Below are 16,063 nucleotides of genomic sequence, written 5' to 3'. Positions count from 1 at the left end.
GAGGACGGCAGCCCGGTGCGCGGCGTCTCCGGTGGCACAGAACGGTTGTCGCGGCTACTGAGCGACCTGCTGACGTCCACCGACGCCAGTGGCAACCTCGCCGTTCTGCGCACCCCACCGGGGGCCGCCCAATATCTGGCCAGCGCGATCGACCGCGCGGCCCTACCGCACGTCGTCGGCACCATCGCAGGCGACGACACCGTCTTCGTGGTGGCCCGCGAGCCGATGACCGGCGCCGAGCTGGCCACCACCATCGAGAACCTGCAATAGGCCTGAACAACAAGGAGATTGGTTACATGTCCGAGCGCGTCATCTTGGCGTATTCCGGCGGTCTTGACACCTCAGTGGCGATCAGTTGGATCGGAAAGGAGACCGGCAGCGAAGTTGTCGCGGTCGCGATCGACCTCGGCCAGGGTGGCGAGGACATGGAAGTCGTGCGTCAGCGCGCGCTGGACTGCGGCGCGGTCGAAGCCGTCGTGATCGACGCACGCGATGAGTTCGCCAACGAGTACTGTCTGCCCGCAATCGAATTCAACGCGCTGTATATGGACCGCTATCCGCTGGTGTCGGCGCTGAGCCGGCCGCTGATCGTCAAGCATCTGGTGTCGGCGGCACGTCAGTACGGCGGCGGCGTTGTCGCACACGGCTGCACGGGCAAGGGCAACGACCAGGTTCGCTTCGAGGTCGGATTCGGCTCGCTGGCACCGGATCTGGATGTTATTGCGCCGGTGCGCGACTACGCCTGGACACGGGAGAAGGCGATCGCGTTCGCCGAGGAGAACGCAATCCCGATCAATGTCACCAAGCGCTCGCCGTTCTCCATCGACCAGAACGTGTGGGGGAGGGCGGTCGAGACCGGATTCCTCGAGCACCTGTGGAACGCTCCCACCAAGGACGTCTACGACTACACTGAGGATCCCACCGTCAACTGGAGCACGCCGGACGAGGTGATCGTCGGATTCGAACGGGGCGTGCCGGTTTCGATCGATGGCAGACGGGTGACGGTGCTGCAGGCCATCGAGGAGCTCAACCGCCGCGGCGGCGAGCAGGGCGTGGGACGGCTGGATGTGGTGGAGGACCGGCTGGTCGGCATCAAGAGCCGGGAGATCTACGAGGCGCCTGGTGCGATGGTGCTGATCACGGCGCACACCGAGCTCGAACACGTGACGCTGGAGCGTGAGCTGGGCCGCTTCAAGCGGCAGATCGACCAGCGCTGGGGTGAGCTGGTGTACGACGGGCTGTGGTTCTCGCCGTTGAAGAGGGCGCTTGAAGCGTTCGTCGCCGAGACGCAGCAGCATGTGACCGGCGAGATCCGGATGGTGTTGCACGGCGGGCACATCGCCGTCAACGGGCGGCGCAGCCCCGAATCGCTTTACGACTTCAACCTCGCGACCTATGACGAGGGTGACACCTTCGACCAGTCGGCGGCGAAGGGCTTCGTGCACGTGCACGGGTTGTCATCGAAGATCGCCGCCCGAAGGGATCTGGGTGAGCACTAACGAGGGGTCGCTGTGGGGCGGTCGATTCGCTGACGGCCCGTCGGACGCGCTGGCCGCGCTGAGCAAGTCGACCCACTTCGACTGGGTGCTCGCACCGTACGACGTCACCGCATCGAAGGCCCACGCCCGGGTGCTGTTCGGCGCGGGGCTGCTGACAGAGGAGCAGCGCGACGGATTGCTCGCCGGCCTGGACAGCCTCGGCGAGGACGTCGCCGACGGCAGCTTCTTGCCGATCGTCACGGATGAAGATGTGCACGGCGCGCTGGAACGCGGACTGATCGACCGGGTCGGTGCGGACCTCGGCGGCAGGCTGCGGGCGGGCCGGTCGCGAAACGACCAGGTGGCCACGCTTTTCCGGCTGTGGTTGCGTGACGCGGTACGGCGGGTCGCCGACGGTGCGCTGGATGTGGTGTCCGCGCTGTCCGCCCAGGCCGCCGCGCATCCGACGGCGATCATGCCCGGCAAGACGCACCTGCAGTCGGCGCAACCGGTCCTGCTCGCCCACCATCTGCTCGCGCACGCGCACCCGCTGCTGCGCGACGTCGACCGCCTGATCGACTTCGACGTGCGGGCCGCGGTGTCTCCCTATGGCGCCGGTGCGCTCGCGGGCACGTCGCTGGGCCTCGATCCCGACGCCATCGCCGAGGAGCTGGGATTCACCGCAGCAGCGGACAATTCGGTGGATGCCACCGCGGCACGTGACTTCGCCGCGGAGGCCGCGTTCGTGTTCTCGATGATCGGCGTCGACCTGTCGCGTCTCGCCGAAGACATCATCCTGTGGAGCACAACCGAATTCGGTTACGTGACGCTTCACGACTCCTGGTCGACGGGTAGCTCGATCATGCCGCAGAAGAAGAACCCCGACATCGCAGAGCTGGCGCGCGGCAAATCGGGCCGGTTGATCGGCAACCTCACGGGCCTTCTCGCGACGTTGAAGGCGCAACCGTTGGCCTACAACCGCGATCTACAGGAGGACAAGGAACCGGTGTTCGACTCGGTGGCGCAGCTCGAGCTGTTGCTGCCCGCGATGGCCGGCCTGGTCGGCACCCTGCGTTTCGACGTCGACCGGATGGCCGGATTGGCGCCGCTCGGCTACACGCTCGCCACAGACCTCGCCGAATGGCTGGTGCGCAGGGAGGTGCCGTTCCGGGTGGCGCATGAGGCGGCGGGTGCGGCTGTCCGCGCCGCGGAGGCCAGGGGTGTCGGGCTCGAGGACCTGGAGGACGCGGAACTCGCGGCCATTCATCCCAAGTTGACGCCCGATGTGCGCCAGGTGCTCACCGTGGAAGGTTCGGTGAACTCGCGCGACGCCCGCGGCGGCACCGCGCCGATCCAGGTGGCCAGGCAACTCGGTGTCGTTCGCGACACCGCCGACACGCTCCGCGCTCGGCTACGCCGCTAGCCATTAACATTCAGCGACATGGGCCGACCCCATGTCCCTGTCGAGCGGACCAACCGGTTCAGCCACTGGTTCGCGCGGTTGACATCGGCACAGACGCGACGGGTGGCGCTTCTCCTCGTACTCGTCGCAACCGCGGCGTTCGGTGGCCTCGACACTGTCGACAAGCAAGTGACCCCGTTCAAGCCGGGCGAAGAGTTCAGCGACGGCGAATACACCATCACCATCGAACGCGCGAGGTTCGTCGACGAGCTGAAGGGCACCTTCGCCGCCGCGAAACCGGGGAAGGTGTACCTGGGCGTCGTCGCCACTTTGCGCAACGACGGCACCGTTGGCGGCCGGCTCCGCGATGAGATCGATCTGCGGGATCTGCCAGACAAGGAGTTCGTCGGAACGTTCCGGTTCCGCGACGGCTCACCGATCCAGACGCTGGGTGCCGGGCTCACCGAACAGTTGGTATTCGCGTGGCTACTGCCGGAATCGGCGCGGCAGTCGGTTCAGTCGGTGTCGATCCGGGTGTGGAAGAAGAAGTACACGCAGCTGATGGTCACCTACGGCGGCAAGGAGTGGATCGAGAGCGTGACCGATTACGGACAGACGGATGTTCCCGTCAAGGAATCGTCGTGAAGCTCCGACGGCCTGACACACGACGTGTACTGACCACCATCGCGGTGGTCAGTACCGTCGCGGCGGCCGCCGTGGTATGGCAGCACCTGCCGACATCGACCGATGTGCTCGGTCCTTTCGACGTGAACGGAGACGCCGGAACGCCGACATCAGGCCGTGCCGTCGCCGCCACGGTGACCGGTGTCCGCGTCACCCCGGAGGTGGACTCCGTCAAGCCCGCCGGCATCTGGGTCGTCGTCAACACGGCGCTTCAGGGCACGCGCAGCACCGAACTGCCCCACAGCGAATTGCTCGTCGGGCCCAACACCTATACGCCGACCGACGTCTTCTTCACCGAGACACTGATGGCCGAGATCAGTCCGGGAATCACCTGGCGCGGGTCGTGGGTGTTCGACGTCGCAGCCGCGCTCGTCGCGCCCGGGTCGTCCGACCCCCTGACCCTTCACGTCTGGGTCGGTGACGGGCGACTGGACTCTCGGCTGGCCATCCGAATACCCACGCACGGTTCGGATTTCAGCAGGGTCGACAGCGTGACGCTGACGAAACCGGAGCAGAGCGCCTCGTGAGAGCACGGCTGTCGGTTCTGTGGGTGCGCAACGTCATCGGAGCGGTTGTCGCGGCGGCGGCCATCGCTGTACTCGTCTTCACCGGCCTCGGCGGCCTCGGTGAGTCGTGGGCCGAGTATCGCCACACGGTAGTGCCGGGGGCCGTTGTGCCGGCAGGCCGGAGCGGCGACGCGGACGGGCGCACCTGGACGGTCGACTCGATACGGCACCTGAACCGCAGCCCGAGGGGTTTCGGCCCGAAGTTGCCGCCCGGAACCGTGTTGACCGTCATCACGGTCGACCGCTCCGGGCCACCCCCGGATACCGGCATCTGCAACGGTGTGCTCACCGACGGGAATCGTCGGTGGAAGAACGAGAGTGTCGGCGGGTTCATCGCACCCGAAGGCGATGGGGTGACCAGCCTGTGCAATCAGCCTGGGCTGCTTCAGTTCACATTCCTGCTGCCGCAGGATGTGGTGCCGACGGCGATGGATGTCGTTGCGCTCGACGGCCGCATCACGGTGCGGCTGCAGCTGTGACTTCGTCCGACTTCACCTGTTCCAGGCAGTACGCCACCATGGAGGTGATCAAGCACACCCGCAAAGGCTCGACGACGATGTGCGAAACCAGCGCGATGGTATCCGCGTAGCCGTTCCAGAACGACAACGGGTGCGGGCCCAAAATCCAAGCGCCGAAACGGAAAAGGTAGCCGATGCTGACCTCGGGGTGATAAAACGCACCGGCCATGTCCAGCCAGGCCAGCCCGAGATATGCCAATACATAGAGCGACAGTGCAAGCACGCCACCGTGCAGGATCAGCCGTGCCGAATCCGCGATCGTCTTGTAATGGCCCAGTTTTCCGATCACCCATGCGCGCAGTTTCTCGCCCAATGTCTGCGGAACCTGCCATCCTCGCTCATCGAATCTTTTTCGGCCGGCGGCCGCCCGTTCGAACACCCGGTCGGCGCGCCCGCCCACTGCGCGGCGCGCCGCACCGCGCCAGTCCGGCATCGAGACGCCGTAGATGATGCCCGCTACCGCTAGCCATAGGAGAGGGATCGTCGCACCGCCGAACACCGTGCGCAGCACCAGCATCGCGGCGTCCCAAAGGTGCTCCAGGAATACGAAGTGCGAGAACAGTTCGGCACGAGTGCTGTCAAACCATACGACCATCCGGCGCTGCGCAATCCAGCCGGCTGGGTTGAGCAGGAAGCCGACGCCCTGGCTGGCCGCGAAACTCACGGTGAGGAAAACCCACAGCGCGTCGACATAGACGCGGACCGCGATCATCGCACCAGGCAGGCTCTCCTTGAACTTGCCGAGAACATAGCGCAGCACGAGTGCCGCGGCAATGATCACCCAGGTCACGGTGCTCACCGGTAGCTGGTCTGCATGCAGGTCGCTGGTCTCGCCCGTCGTCAACGCCGTTGTCATGGCGTCGTCGACGCGGTAGTTGAGCGCCGCCGTCTCGAAATCGAGCCAGTCCTCTGCGAACAACTTCCATGCGAGATAGATGGCGAAGAACGGCACGATGATGCCGGCGAACACGTCAACGCTTCGCGCCGAGCGCCGTGGCAGCGCGGCCAGCGCGGGAATCGCGGAGCGCAGCACCAGGAACATCGCCACGTAGGACCCAAGCCGGGCAAGGCCGGCGAAAGGCATGATCAGCGACGCCCAGACGTCGTTGTCCCAGCCGACGAAGGCGGCCAGTTCGATTGCGCCCTTACGCCCGAGCCAGCCGAGAAGATATAGCGCAACGAGTTGCGGGAGATAGCGCCACCACAGAGCGAAAGGCCGCAGCAGGTAGCGCACCGCCACATCGTAAACAGTGATCTATTCGTCGGCGGCGGCCAACCAGGCTTCTTCGAGCGATTCCTTGAGTGTCAGCAGCTCGTTCAATTCGGCGTTGAGCTCACCCAGCCGGACGTGATCGGCTGCCGCATCGGCCATCGCTTCGTGCATGGCGGTGATGCGCTCGTCCAACTTGGTCAGTTGACCTTCGATGCGGGCCATCTCCTTGCCGGTGCGTCGCTTTCGCGCCGATGCCGATTCGGTGCGCTGCGGCTCCTGCCGCGTGGGTGCGGACTCAGCGGCGACCCGCTCGGCGAGATATTGCTCGATACCGCCGGGCAACAGGTCGCATCGCCCTCCGCCGGTGAGGGCGTACGTCACGTCGGTGACGCGCTCGAGGAAATACCGATCGTGAGTGACGACGATCAGCGTGCCCGGCCAGTCGTCCAGGTAATCCTCGATCACGTTGAGCGTGTCGATGTCGAGGTCGTTGGTCGGTTCGTCGAGCAGCAGCACATTCGGCTCGTCAAGCAGGATTCGCAGGAACTGCAGCCGGCGCCGCTCACCGCCCGACAGGTCGGCGATCCGGGCGGTCAGCTTGTCACCGGTGAAACCGAAGTCCTTCAACAAGGTGTCAGCGGTGATTTCCCGGCCGCTCGCCAATTCGCTGACGCGGCGCCGGTTTTCGACGGCATCGATCACCCGGTGCGTGTCGGTCATATCGGCCAGCGCCTGGCTGAGGTAGCCGATCTGCAGCGTCGTGCCGCGCTTGATCGTGCCCGCTGCGGGCTGCAGTTCACCGGCGAGCAGCCGCAACACCGATGTCTTGCCGGTGCCGTTGACACCGACCAGCCCGATCCGCGCACCCGGGCCGATGGACCAGTCGACTTTGTCGAGGATGACGCGGTCACCGACGTCGAGCCGCAGCCGGTGCAGATCGAATACGTCTTTGCCCAGCCGCGTCGTCGCGAAGCGCTGCAGCACAAGCGAATCGCGCGGTGGCGGCTCGTTCGCAATCAGCTCGTTGGCGGCCTGGATGCGGAACTTCGGTTTCGACGTCCTGGCCGGCGGACCGCGCCGCAGCCACGCCAACTCCTTGCGCATCAGATTTCTGCGGCGCGCCTCTGTGCCCGCAGCCAGTCGCATCCGTTCCGCGCGGGCCAGCACGTAGGCGGCGTAGCCACCGTCGTAGGCCTCGACGGTGCCGTTGTGCACTTCCCACGTCTTGGTGGTGACGGCATCGAGAAACCACCGGTCGTGGCTGACCACCACGATGGCATTGGACCTCTGCCCCGACAGGTGCTGGGCCAGCCAGCCGATCACCTCGACATCGAGATGGTTGGTCGGCTCATCGAGCACCAGCACGTCATGCCCCGCGATCAGGATCGCCGCCAGCGCAACCCGGCGCCGCTCACCGCCGCTGAGGTCTGCCACGCCGCTGTCCAGGTCGACTTCGGCCAGCAAGTGCCCGACGACCGCACGTGTCTCGGGTTCGGCCGCCCAGATGTGGTCGGGCCTGCCGCCGACGATGACCTCGCGGACGGTGGCGCCGACGGCGAAGTCGTCGCTCTGGCGCAGGTATCCCACCGACAGTCCCGATGTGTGGGTGACTCGCCCCGAATCCGGCTCGCGGGTACCGGTCAGCACCTGGAGCAGCGTCGACTTGCCGTCGCCGTTACGGCCGACGACGCCGATCGCGTCGCCTTCATCGACGCCGAGGCTGACGGCGTCCAGCAAGGTGCGGGTGCCGTATCCGAGCGTCGCGCGTTCGACGTTGATCAAGTTGGCCATCAGCCGCCGATGATAGGTAGGGCATCTTGCGGAGGGCGCCACGGGCTCTGTGCCATGATGACCTCGGCAATCGGGGGACAGGTGTGACAAGAGGGGAACCGCCGGTGGTGGACCTTTCGGCAATAACCAGGCCGGTTGGCCGTTTGGTGGCGACCGCGCAGAACGGCCTCGAAGTGCTGCGCTACGGCGGCCTCGAAACGGGCGCGGTGCCCTCGCCCTTCCAGGTGGTGGAAAGCGTGCCGATGTACCGGCTGCGCCGCTACTTCCCGCCCGACACCCGGCCCGGCGCGAAACCGCCTGGGCCGCCGGTGCTCATGGTGCACCCGATGATGATGTCGGCCGATATGTGGGACGTCACCCGCGACGAGGGCGCCGTCGGCATACTGCACACCGCCGGCATCGACCCGTGGGTCATCGACTTCGGGGAACCGGACAAGGTCGAGGGCGGCATGCAGCGCAACCTCGCCGACCACGTCGTCGCGTTGAGCGAGGCCATCGACACCGTCAAGGAGACGACCGAGCGCGACGTTCATCTGGCCGGCTACTCCCAAGGCGGCATGTTCTGCTACCAGACCGCGGCGTATCGCCGGTCGAAGGACCTTGCGAGCATCATCGCGTTCGGTTCACCGGTGGACACGCTGGCCGCATTGCCGATGAACCTCCCCGCCGGACTCGCAGCCGGTGCCGCGGATTTCATGGCCGACCACGTGTTCAGCCGCATCGACATTCCGAGCTGGCTCGCGCGGACCGGCTTCCAGATGCTCGACCCGATCAAGACCGCGCAGTCGCGGCTGGACTTCCTGCGGCAGCTTCACGACCGTGAAGCGCTGTTGCCCCGGGAGCAGCAGCGGCGGTTTCTCGCATCGGAGGGATGGATCGCCTGGTCGGGGCCCGCGATCGCCGAGCTGCTCAAGCAGTTCATCGCCCACAACAGGATGATGACCGGCGGATTCTCCATTCACGGCGATCTGGTGACGCTTAACGACATCAACTGCCCGGTGCTGGCGGTCGTCGGTGAGGTCGACGATATCGGTCAGCCCGCGTCGGTGCGCGGCATCAAGCGGGCCGCGCCGCAGGCCGATGTCTACGAATATCTCATTCGCGCAGGCCATTTCGGTCTGGTCGTCGGATCGAAGGCGGCGACCCAGACCTGGCCGACGGTGGCGCAGTGGGTCAAATCGATCGACGGCGACGCCGATCTGCCGGAAGGCGTAGCGCCGATGGCGCTGCAGCCGGCGCAGCACGCAGAGACCGGAGTCCCACTCGCCTCCCGGCTGGCGCACGGGGCCACCGCGGCAGGTGAGATGGCGTTCACCCTGGCCCGCTCGGCCGCCGATGCGGTCGTCGCTGCCAACAAGTCGGCTCGGGCGCTCGCCGTCGAGACGGTCCGCACGCTGCCCAGGCTGGCCCGGCTCGGCCAGATCAACGACCACACCCGCATATCGCTCGGCCGCATCATGTCCGAGCAGGCACGCGACGTACCGAACGGCGAGGCCCTGCTGTTCGACGGACGTGTCCATACCTATGAGGCCGTCGATCGCCGTATCAACAACGTGGTCCGCGGCCTGATCGCGGTCGGCGTCCGACAGGGAGCGCACGTCGGTGTGCTGATGGAGACGCGCCCCAGCGCGTTGGTGGCGATCGCTGCGCTGTCGCGCCTCGGGGCGGTGGCCGTGATGATGCCGCCCGACGCCGACCTCGCCACGGTTGTACGGCTGGGCGCGGTGGCCGATATCATCGCCGACCCCAGCAACCTGAACGCTGCCCGCGGGCTGTCGATGCGGGTGCTGGCGCTCGGCGGCGGCGAATCGCGCGACCTGCACCTGCCCGACGACGCCGACGTCGTCGACATGGAGAAGATCGACCCCGGCGAGGTGGAGCTGCCCGGCTGGTACCGGCCCAACCCGGCGTTGGCCCGCGACCTCGCGTTCATCGCCTTCAGCACGGTCGGCGGCCAGCTGCTCGCCCGCCAGATCACCAATTACCGCTGGGCGCTGTCGGCGTTCGGGACCGCGTCGGCGGCCAACCTCGGCCGCAACGACACCGTGTACTGCCTGACCCCGCTGCACCACCAGTCGGGGCTTCTGGTGAGCCTCGGTGGCGCGGTGGTCGGCGGCGCCCGCATCGCCCTGTCGCGCGGTCTGGTGTCCGACCGGTTCGTCCAGGAGATCCGCCAGTACGGCGTGACCGTGGTGTCCTATACCTGGGCGATGCTGCGCGAGGTCATCGACGACCCGTCGTTCGTGCTGACCGGCAACCATCCGGTACGGCTGTTCATCGGATCCGGCATGCCGACCGGGCTTTGGAAGCGCGTGGTCGACATCTTCGCGCCGGCACGCGTCGTCGAATTCTTCGCCACCACCGACGGTCAGGCCGTACTGGCCAACGTGTCCGGTGCGAAGGTGGGCAGCAAGGGCAGAGCACTTCCGGGCGGCGGCGAAGTCCAACTCGCCGCGTACGACGCCGAGGACGATCTGATCCTTGAGGATGACCGCGGCTTTGTGCGGAAGGCCGAAACGAACGAAGTTGGCGTCATGCTGGGGCATCCGCGCGGACCCATCGACCCGACGGCATCGGTCAAGCGCGGTGTGTTCGCCCCTGCCGACACCTGGGTGTCCACCGAGTATCTGTTCCGGCGCGACCAGGATGGCGACTACTGGTTGGTGGACAACCGCAGCCTTGTCATCCGCACCGAGCGTGGACCGGTTTATGCCATGCCGGTCAACGACGCTCTCGGCGCTATCGATGCCGTGGACATGTCGGTGACCTATGCGATCGAATCCGGTGGCCAACGGGTCGCGGTGACCGCCGTGGCGTTGCGTCCGGGCGGCAGCGTCGCGGCGGGCGACTTGTCCGAAGCGCTGGCCGATCTGCCGGTCGGTGCGGCGCCGGACATCGTGCATGTGGTGCCCGAGATGGCGCTCAGCGCGTCATATCGACCGCTGATCAGTCCGCTGCGTGCGATGGGAATTCCCAAGCCCTCGCGTAACGCCTGGTACCTGGATTCTGATACCGATAGGTACAAGCGACTGACGGCCGCGGTTCGCAACGAGATCGTCGGTGGCGAGTAGCGAGACCGTGCCGCGCGTCCGGCACACTGTTAGGCTTCCATCGCGCACGCGAGGAGCACGATCAAGATGAGCCGTCGCACTGGAGGTTCGATGACATCGCAGAACGCTTGGCGCCGCGTAGCAGGTGCCGTGGCCGGCGGCCTGATCGCCGGCGCTCTGATCGCGGGTATCGGTGCGCCGCCCGCATTCTCCGCACCTGCGGATGACGACACGACTGGCACCGACGCGCCGAGAATGACCGCTGACCAAGCGCTGGCCATCATTAAGCAGGACTACGACACGGGTGCAGGCGGAGGTCAGATCTCCAACTTCGTCCACGAGGTGCTCGTCCTGCGCAACCAGGGCTACCGGCCGTCGAAGGGTAACCAGGACGCGATCATCGCAGCCCTGGACAAGCGGCCGAACCAGGCACCCCTGATCGACGCGCTGAAGGCGACCATCGCCTACCAACGCAGGCTCCAGGCGCAGGCCGACGCACAACAACAGCAGGGCAATCCCGGCTTCGCCATCGGCGGCGCACCCGCGCCGTTCGACGGCGGCGGCGCGCCCGTCAACCTGCCACTCGGCTGAGGCCACCGTTGTGGTCGACGAAAAGCTGCTGAGCATTCTGGTCTGCCCCGAAGACCGCGGCTCGCTGCTGTTGATCGGCGACGACGAAATGCTCTACAACCCGAGGCTGCGCCGCGCGTACCGGATCGAGGACGGCGTCCCGGTGCTGCTGATCGACGAGGCGGTCGCTGTGACCGACGACGCCGAGCATGAGCGGCTTCTGGGCCGTGCGGGGTCATGACACTCGTGATCGTTTCGTCTCGATCAGGAACACACTTCTCCGCGAAGCCTTTTGGCTGCTAGCCAAGCCCCGGAAGGTCACCGGTGAGATAGTGCTGCAGGTTCGGTCCAATCGTCTCCGCGATCTGGTCGACCGGTAACGATTTGAACGGGTCGAGTTCCAAGATGTAGCGGGCCATCACCACGCCGACCAGTTGGGAGGCCACGAACTGGACGCGAATCCGGCCGCTGCCGGGCGGATCGTCGACCCGCGAGCCCACCTCGGCAGTGATCACTTCCTGAAGGAACGACCGGACGAGCGACACGTCGTTGCCCGCGAGGATCGACCGCAGCGTCGCGATAAAGCCTTTGCCCATCTCGGAATCCCACAGCGGCAACAGGATCGACGGCAGCACGTGACCGATCCGTTCGACGGGGATTTCCCTTAGCGGGGCGATCACCGCCATCGGATCGATGGGAATGTGGATCGCCGCGGCGAACAATTGCGTCTTGGTGCCGAAGTAGTGATGCACCAGCGCCGGATCCACACCCGCATCGCCTGCGATGGCGCGGATCGAAGTCTTATCGATCCCGTTGCGGGCGAACAATTCCCGAGCGCTGTTCAGAATGCGTTCGCGAGTGTCGGACGTCCCGGGCGGGCGCCCGGGACGTTTGCGCTCGGTGTTGGTCGTCAAAGGTCTACGGTGTCCTTCGTCGTAGCGTCGCGGCGGCGAGGCACAGGGCGAGGACCGCGAAGCCGATCACCACGATGATGTCCCGCAGAGCGATTGCCGTCAGGTCCGGGTAAGCGCCGACCTGCTGCAGCGCCTCAAGAGCGTAACTCGCCGGCAGTGCGTTGCTGATCCATTGCAGCCAATCGGGCAGCATCTCGCGGGGCACGATGATCCCGCACAGCAGCAGCTGCGGCGCGATGACCACGGGCATGAACTGCACCGCCTGGAACTCGGTACGGGCGAATGCGCTGCACAGCAGGCCGAGGCCTACCCCGAGCACCGCGTTGATGATCGCGATGACGAACACCAGTATCGGGCTGCCTTTCGTGTCCAGCCCGAGGAGCCAGAACGACACGACGCACGCAAGCGTGGCCTGCGCAGCGGCTGCGATCGAGAACGCGGTGCCGTAGGCGGCGAGCAGGTCGAGTCGACGCAGCGGGGTGGTCAAGATCCGCTCCAACGTTCCCGAAACCCGTTCCCGCTGCATGGTTATCGAGGTGATCAGAAACATGACGATCAGCGGGAACACGCCGAGCATGATCAGGCAGGCGTTGTTGAACGGCGAAGGTGCGCCCGGTCGATGCGGTACGTTCTGGAACATGAAGTACATCAGTGTGATGATGAGGCTCGGCACCACGAGAATCATCGCCACACTGCGGTGGTCCGCGGCGAGTTGACGCAGAATTCGCGCCGTGGTGGCGAAGTAGCTCTGCGGACTCAGCTTGCTGCGGTTGCGGTGCTGTGCCGGATGACGGACAGAAACGCTTCCTCCAGTGATTGACATCCCGTGTCCTCCCGTAGTTGTCCTGGTGTGGTGTGAGCGAGAAGGTGCCCTTCTCGCATGAGCAGTAGGTCGCCACAGTGATCGGCCTCGTCCATGACGTGACTCGAAACGAGCAATGTCGTTCCGCGCCGGGCAAGTTGGTGAAACTGCTGCCACAGGTCCACCCGCAGGACGGGGTCAAGGCCGACCGTGGGTTCGTCCAGCACGAGCACTTCCGGTGCCGCCACCAATGCGCAGGCAAGCGATACGCGAGTCCGCTGACCACCGGACAGATTGCCGCACAAGGCGGTCCGATGGTCGTCGAGGCCTACAGCGGACACGGCCTCGTCCGCGGCGGTGGCGTCCATGCCGTAAAGCGAGCCGAAGTATCGGACGTTGTCGACGACGCGCAGATCGTCGTAGATGGTTGCCGCCTGCGGCATGTACCCGACGCGCTTGCGCAGCGGAGCCGAGCCGGCCGGTTGCCCGAGCACCGTGACGCTGCCCCCGGTGATGAGTTGCGTTCCGACGATGCTGCGCATCAGCGTGGTCTTGCCGCAGCCAGAGGGCCCGAGCAAGCCGGTGATGGTGCCGCGGGCGATTCGCACGGACAAGTCATGGATGGCGGGGCGTTTCCCGCGCACGACGCGCAGGTGGTCGATGACAACGACCGGCTCGACGCCTCGCCTCAATAATTCATCGCTCGATGAAGTCATCATATGATGAATATTGCTCCCTGCAGTTGGGCGTGTCAAGAACGGAGGGCAGAATCGCCCCGATGACCGCGAAGCTGCCTGTCGACCCCGTGAAGGCGGCGCGCAGGCTTCTGGGAGCGGCGCTGACCGGCCGCGGGGTGAGCGCGATGATCGTCGAGGTCGAGGCTTATGGCGGCCCGCCTGACGGTCCCTGGCCGGACGCCGCTTCCCATTCCTTCCGCGGACATGGCGGGCGCAACACCGTCATGTTCGGACCGGCGGGTCGGCTCTACACCTATCGCAGCCACGGCATCCACGTATGTGCGAATGTGGTCTGCGGCTCCGACGGAGTCGCCGGAGCGGTATTGCTGCGAGCCGCGGCAGTTGAGTCAGGCCTCGCGGAGGCGATGAGTCGACGCGGCGAATCGGTTCGGCCGGCGGCCTTGGCCCGTGGTCCAGGCAATTTGTGCTCGGCACTCGGAATCGTCATGGACGACAACGGAATCGACCTCTTCGATCCCCACAGTCCAGTGCAGCTCACGCTGGGCGATGAACGCCAGTCGGCCGACGGTGCGCGCGTGGGAGTCAGCCAGGCCGCCGATCGACCATGGCGGTTCTGGCTGGCGGGACGGCCGGAAGTCTCGCTCTACCGCCGCAGTCCGCGGGCACCGGCGCCGGGTCAAAGCGACTAGTGCGGGAAGATCGAGATCATGGGAACGTCGAACGTCCTCGACGAGTTGGAGTGGCGAGGGCTGATTGCGCAGTCCACCGACCGCGATGCGGTGGCCGAACAACTGGCCGCCGGACCCGTCACCGTCTATTCCGGTTTCGACCCGACGGCGCCGAGTCTGCATGCCGGTCACCTCGTCCCGCTGCTGACACTGCGACGCTTCCAGCAGGCCGGCCACCGGCCAATCGTGCTGGCCGGCGGCGCGACCGGGATGATCGGCGATCCGAGAGAGACCGGTGAGCGCACCCTCAACAACGCGTCCACCGTCGCGGACTGGACCGACCGCATCCGCGGTCAGCTCGAGCGTTTCGTCGATTTCGATGACTCGCCGTCGGGTGCCGTCGTCGAGAACAACCTGACCTGGACCGGCGAGCTGGGGGCGATCGAGTTTCTCCGCGACATCGGAAAGTACTTCTCGGTCAACGTGATGCTCGACCGCGACACGGTCAGGCGGCGCCTCGAGGGCGAGGGCATCTCCTACACCGAGTTCAGCTACATGCTGCTGCAGGCGAACGACTACGTCGAACTCCACAGGCGGTACGGATGCACGCTTCAGATCGGCGGATCCGATCAGTGGGGCAACATCATCGCCGGCGTGCGACTTGTGCGGCAGAAAGAGGGTGCGTCGGTCCATGCGCTGACCACTCCCTTGGTGACCGATTCGGAGGGCAACAAGTTCGGGAAATCGACAGGCGGCGGCAACCTGTGGCTGGACCCGGAGATGACGAGCCCGTATGCCTTTTACCAGTACTTCGTCAACACGGCCGACGCCGACGTGATCCCGTACCTGAAGTGGTTCACGTTCCTGTCGCGCGACGAATTGACCGAGCTCGAGCAGGCCACAGCGGAACGACCACACGAGCGGGCGGCTCAGCGCAGGCTCGCCCAGGAACTCACCACGCTGATCCACGGCGAGACGCAGTGCGCGGCTGTCGAGCACGCCAGCCGGGCACTGTTCGGGCGGGGCGAGCTGGCGCAGCTGGACGAGCCGACGCTGGCGGCCGCGTTACGGGAGGCCGGCAACAGCCAGGTGGCGGAGCTGACGCCGGGCGCCCCCAACGGCATCACCGACCTGCTCGTCGCGAGCGGCCTGGTGGACAGTAAGGGCTCGGCTCGGCGGACGGTCTCCGAAGGCGGCGCCTACGTCAACAACGTCCGCGTCGAGAGCGACGAATGGACACCGCAGCCGTCAGACTTCCTGCACGGCCGGTGGTTGGTGCTGCGCCGTGGCAAGCGGAATATCGCCGGCGTCTTACGCGTTGACTAATCCGTCGGAGGCGACGCACGACTGCAAAGCGGGAAGCGATGCGGGACTGCGCACGACCGGCGGAACCGTTGAGACACACCGCCGATCAGCCCATTTGACTCCGAGTTTTCCCTCACGTAACTTATTGAAGTCGTCGCGACGCGGTCCAGCCGCTGAGCGCGACGGCGTCCCAGAGGGAAGCTCCACTTCGGTGGTTTCCTGACCGTCCGCACTACTAGTACGCGGCTAAGTGCCGCGGGTTGGTTGCGCGGTCGGGCGGGTGTGTTGTTTGAGAACTCAATAGTGTGTTTGGTGGTTTTTGTTTGTTGTTTTTGTTTTTTGCCATGCTTCTTTTTCCCGTTTAGGGGTGTGGTTTGTTTTTTTGCCAGTTTGATACTGGTGCT

Annotated in this window: 16 protein-coding genes; 11 read left to right on the top strand and 5 right to left on the bottom strand. The window is 65.9% G+C overall.

From position 1 onward, the window contains the following. The 6 genes from QOC76_RS18345 to QOC76_RS18320 all read left to right on the top strand — a co-directional run. Positions 1 to 270: arginine repressor (locus QOC76_RS18345; protein WP_526358933.1), on the top strand; the 270-nt coding region annotated here is incomplete at its 5' end. A gap of 26 nt (positions 271 to 296) precedes the next feature. Beyond that, positions 297 to 1,499, top strand: coding sequence for an argininosuccinate synthase (locus QOC76_RS18340; protein ID WP_526358931.1), 1,203 nt, complete (start codon positions 297 to 299; stop codon positions 1,497 to 1,499). Further along, positions 1,489 to 2,901, top strand: coding sequence for an argininosuccinate lyase (gene argH, locus QOC76_RS18335; protein WP_526358929.1), 1,413 nt, complete (start codon positions 1,489 to 1,491; stop codon positions 2,899 to 2,901). Before QOC76_RS18340 ends, argH begins: the two co-directional genes overlap by 11 nt. Positions 2,902 to 2,919: 18 nt before the next feature. After that, positions 2,920 to 3,525 carry a hypothetical protein gene (locus QOC76_RS18330; protein ID WP_526358927.1) on the top strand — a complete coding sequence of 202 codons (606 nt, stop codon included), beginning with the start codon at positions 2,920 to 2,922 and terminating at the stop codon, positions 3,523 to 3,525. Beyond that, entirely contained in the window at positions 3,522 to 4,091 is a 570-nt protein-coding gene (locus QOC76_RS18325) for a hypothetical protein (RefSeq protein ID WP_526358925.1), read from the top strand. Before QOC76_RS18330 ends, QOC76_RS18325 begins: the two co-directional genes overlap by 4 nt. Further along, entirely contained in the window at positions 4,088 to 4,609 is a 522-nt protein-coding gene (locus QOC76_RS18320; protein ID WP_526358923.1) for a hypothetical protein, read from the top strand. The genes QOC76_RS18325 and QOC76_RS18320 overlap by 4 nt, the downstream gene beginning before the upstream one ends. Here QOC76_RS18320 and QOC76_RS18315 read toward each other — a convergent pair. Together QOC76_RS18315 and QOC76_RS18310 are read right to left on the bottom strand one after the other, a co-directional pair. Then, on the bottom strand, positions 4,587 to 5,882 hold the full coding sequence (locus QOC76_RS18315; protein ID WP_526358921.1) for a hypothetical protein: 1,296 nt from the start codon (positions 5,880 to 5,882) through the stop codon (positions 4,587 to 4,589). The two genes, QOC76_RS18320 and QOC76_RS18315, sit on opposite strands and share 23 nt — an antisense overlap. Before the next feature lie 21 nt (positions 5,883 to 5,903). Next, positions 5,904 to 7,652, bottom strand: a complete 1,749-nt coding sequence (locus QOC76_RS18310) for an ABC-F family ATP-binding cassette domain-containing protein (RefSeq protein ID WP_526358919.1) — start codon at positions 7,650 to 7,652, stop codon at positions 5,904 to 5,906. 104 nt (positions 7,653 to 7,756) lie between these two features. Here QOC76_RS18310 and QOC76_RS18305 point away from each other — a divergent pair, with 104 nt between their 5' ends. The 3 genes from QOC76_RS18305 to QOC76_RS18295 all read left to right on the top strand — a co-directional run bounded on the left by QOC76_RS18305 (position 7,757) and on the right by QOC76_RS18295 (position 11,513). After that, positions 7,757 to 10,723, top strand: coding sequence for an AMP-binding protein (locus QOC76_RS18305; RefSeq protein WP_526358935.1), 2,967 nt, complete (start codon positions 7,757 to 7,759; stop codon positions 10,721 to 10,723). Positions 10,724 to 10,813: 90 nt separating this feature from the next. Further along, the gene (locus tag QOC76_RS18300; RefSeq protein WP_526358917.1) at positions 10,814 to 11,293 is read left to right on the top strand and encodes a hypothetical protein; all 480 of its coding nucleotides are present in this window, start codon (positions 10,814 to 10,816) and stop codon (positions 11,291 to 11,293) included. 10 nt (positions 11,294 to 11,303) lie between these two features. Then, entirely contained in the window at positions 11,304 to 11,513 is a 210-nt protein-coding gene (locus tag QOC76_RS18295; RefSeq protein ID WP_526358915.1) for a Trm112 family protein, read from the top strand. Positions 11,514 to 11,571: 58 nt separating this feature from the next. Here the strand turns inward: QOC76_RS18295 and QOC76_RS18290 are convergent, their stop codons facing one another. From QOC76_RS18290 to QOC76_RS18280, 3 genes are read right to left on the bottom strand one after another with little or no spacing between them, the layout of a single operon-like run. Next, the gene (locus tag QOC76_RS18290) at positions 11,572 to 12,186 is read right to left on the bottom strand and encodes a TetR/AcrR family transcriptional regulator (RefSeq protein WP_526358913.1); all 615 of its coding nucleotides are present in this window, start codon (positions 12,184 to 12,186) and stop codon (positions 11,572 to 11,574) included. 4 nt (positions 12,187 to 12,190) lie between these two features. Then, complete coding sequence (locus tag QOC76_RS18285) at positions 12,191 to 13,009, bottom strand: ABC transporter permease (protein ID WP_526358911.1); 819 nt, start codon at positions 13,007 to 13,009, stop codon at positions 12,191 to 12,193. Continuing rightward, on the bottom strand, positions 12,943 to 13,707 hold the full coding sequence (locus QOC76_RS18280; RefSeq protein WP_526358909.1) for an ABC transporter ATP-binding protein: 765 nt from the start codon (positions 13,705 to 13,707) through the stop codon (positions 12,943 to 12,945). The genes QOC76_RS18285 and QOC76_RS18280 overlap by 67 nt, the downstream gene beginning before the upstream one ends. Before the next feature lie 59 nt (positions 13,708 to 13,766). Between QOC76_RS18280 and QOC76_RS18275 the strand changes: the two genes are divergently transcribed. Continuing rightward, complete coding sequence (locus QOC76_RS18275) at positions 13,767 to 14,375, top strand: DNA-3-methyladenine glycosylase (protein ID WP_526358907.1); 609 nt, start codon at positions 13,767 to 13,769, stop codon at positions 14,373 to 14,375. An 18-nt stretch (positions 14,376 to 14,393) separates the two neighbouring features. After that, positions 14,394 to 15,680, top strand: coding sequence for a tyrosine--tRNA ligase (gene tyrS / locus QOC76_RS18270; protein ID WP_526358905.1), 1,287 nt, complete (start codon positions 14,394 to 14,396; stop codon positions 15,678 to 15,680). Positions 15,681 to 16,063 lie beyond the last annotated feature (383 nt).

Source organism: Mycobacterium sp., assembly GCF_032159565.1.
Taxonomy (GTDB): Bacteria; Actinomycetota; Actinomycetes; order Mycobacteriales; family Mycobacteriaceae; genus Mycobacterium.
Note: the sequence above shows the minus strand (reverse complement) of the source record. Positions and strands in the feature narration are given on the sequence as shown.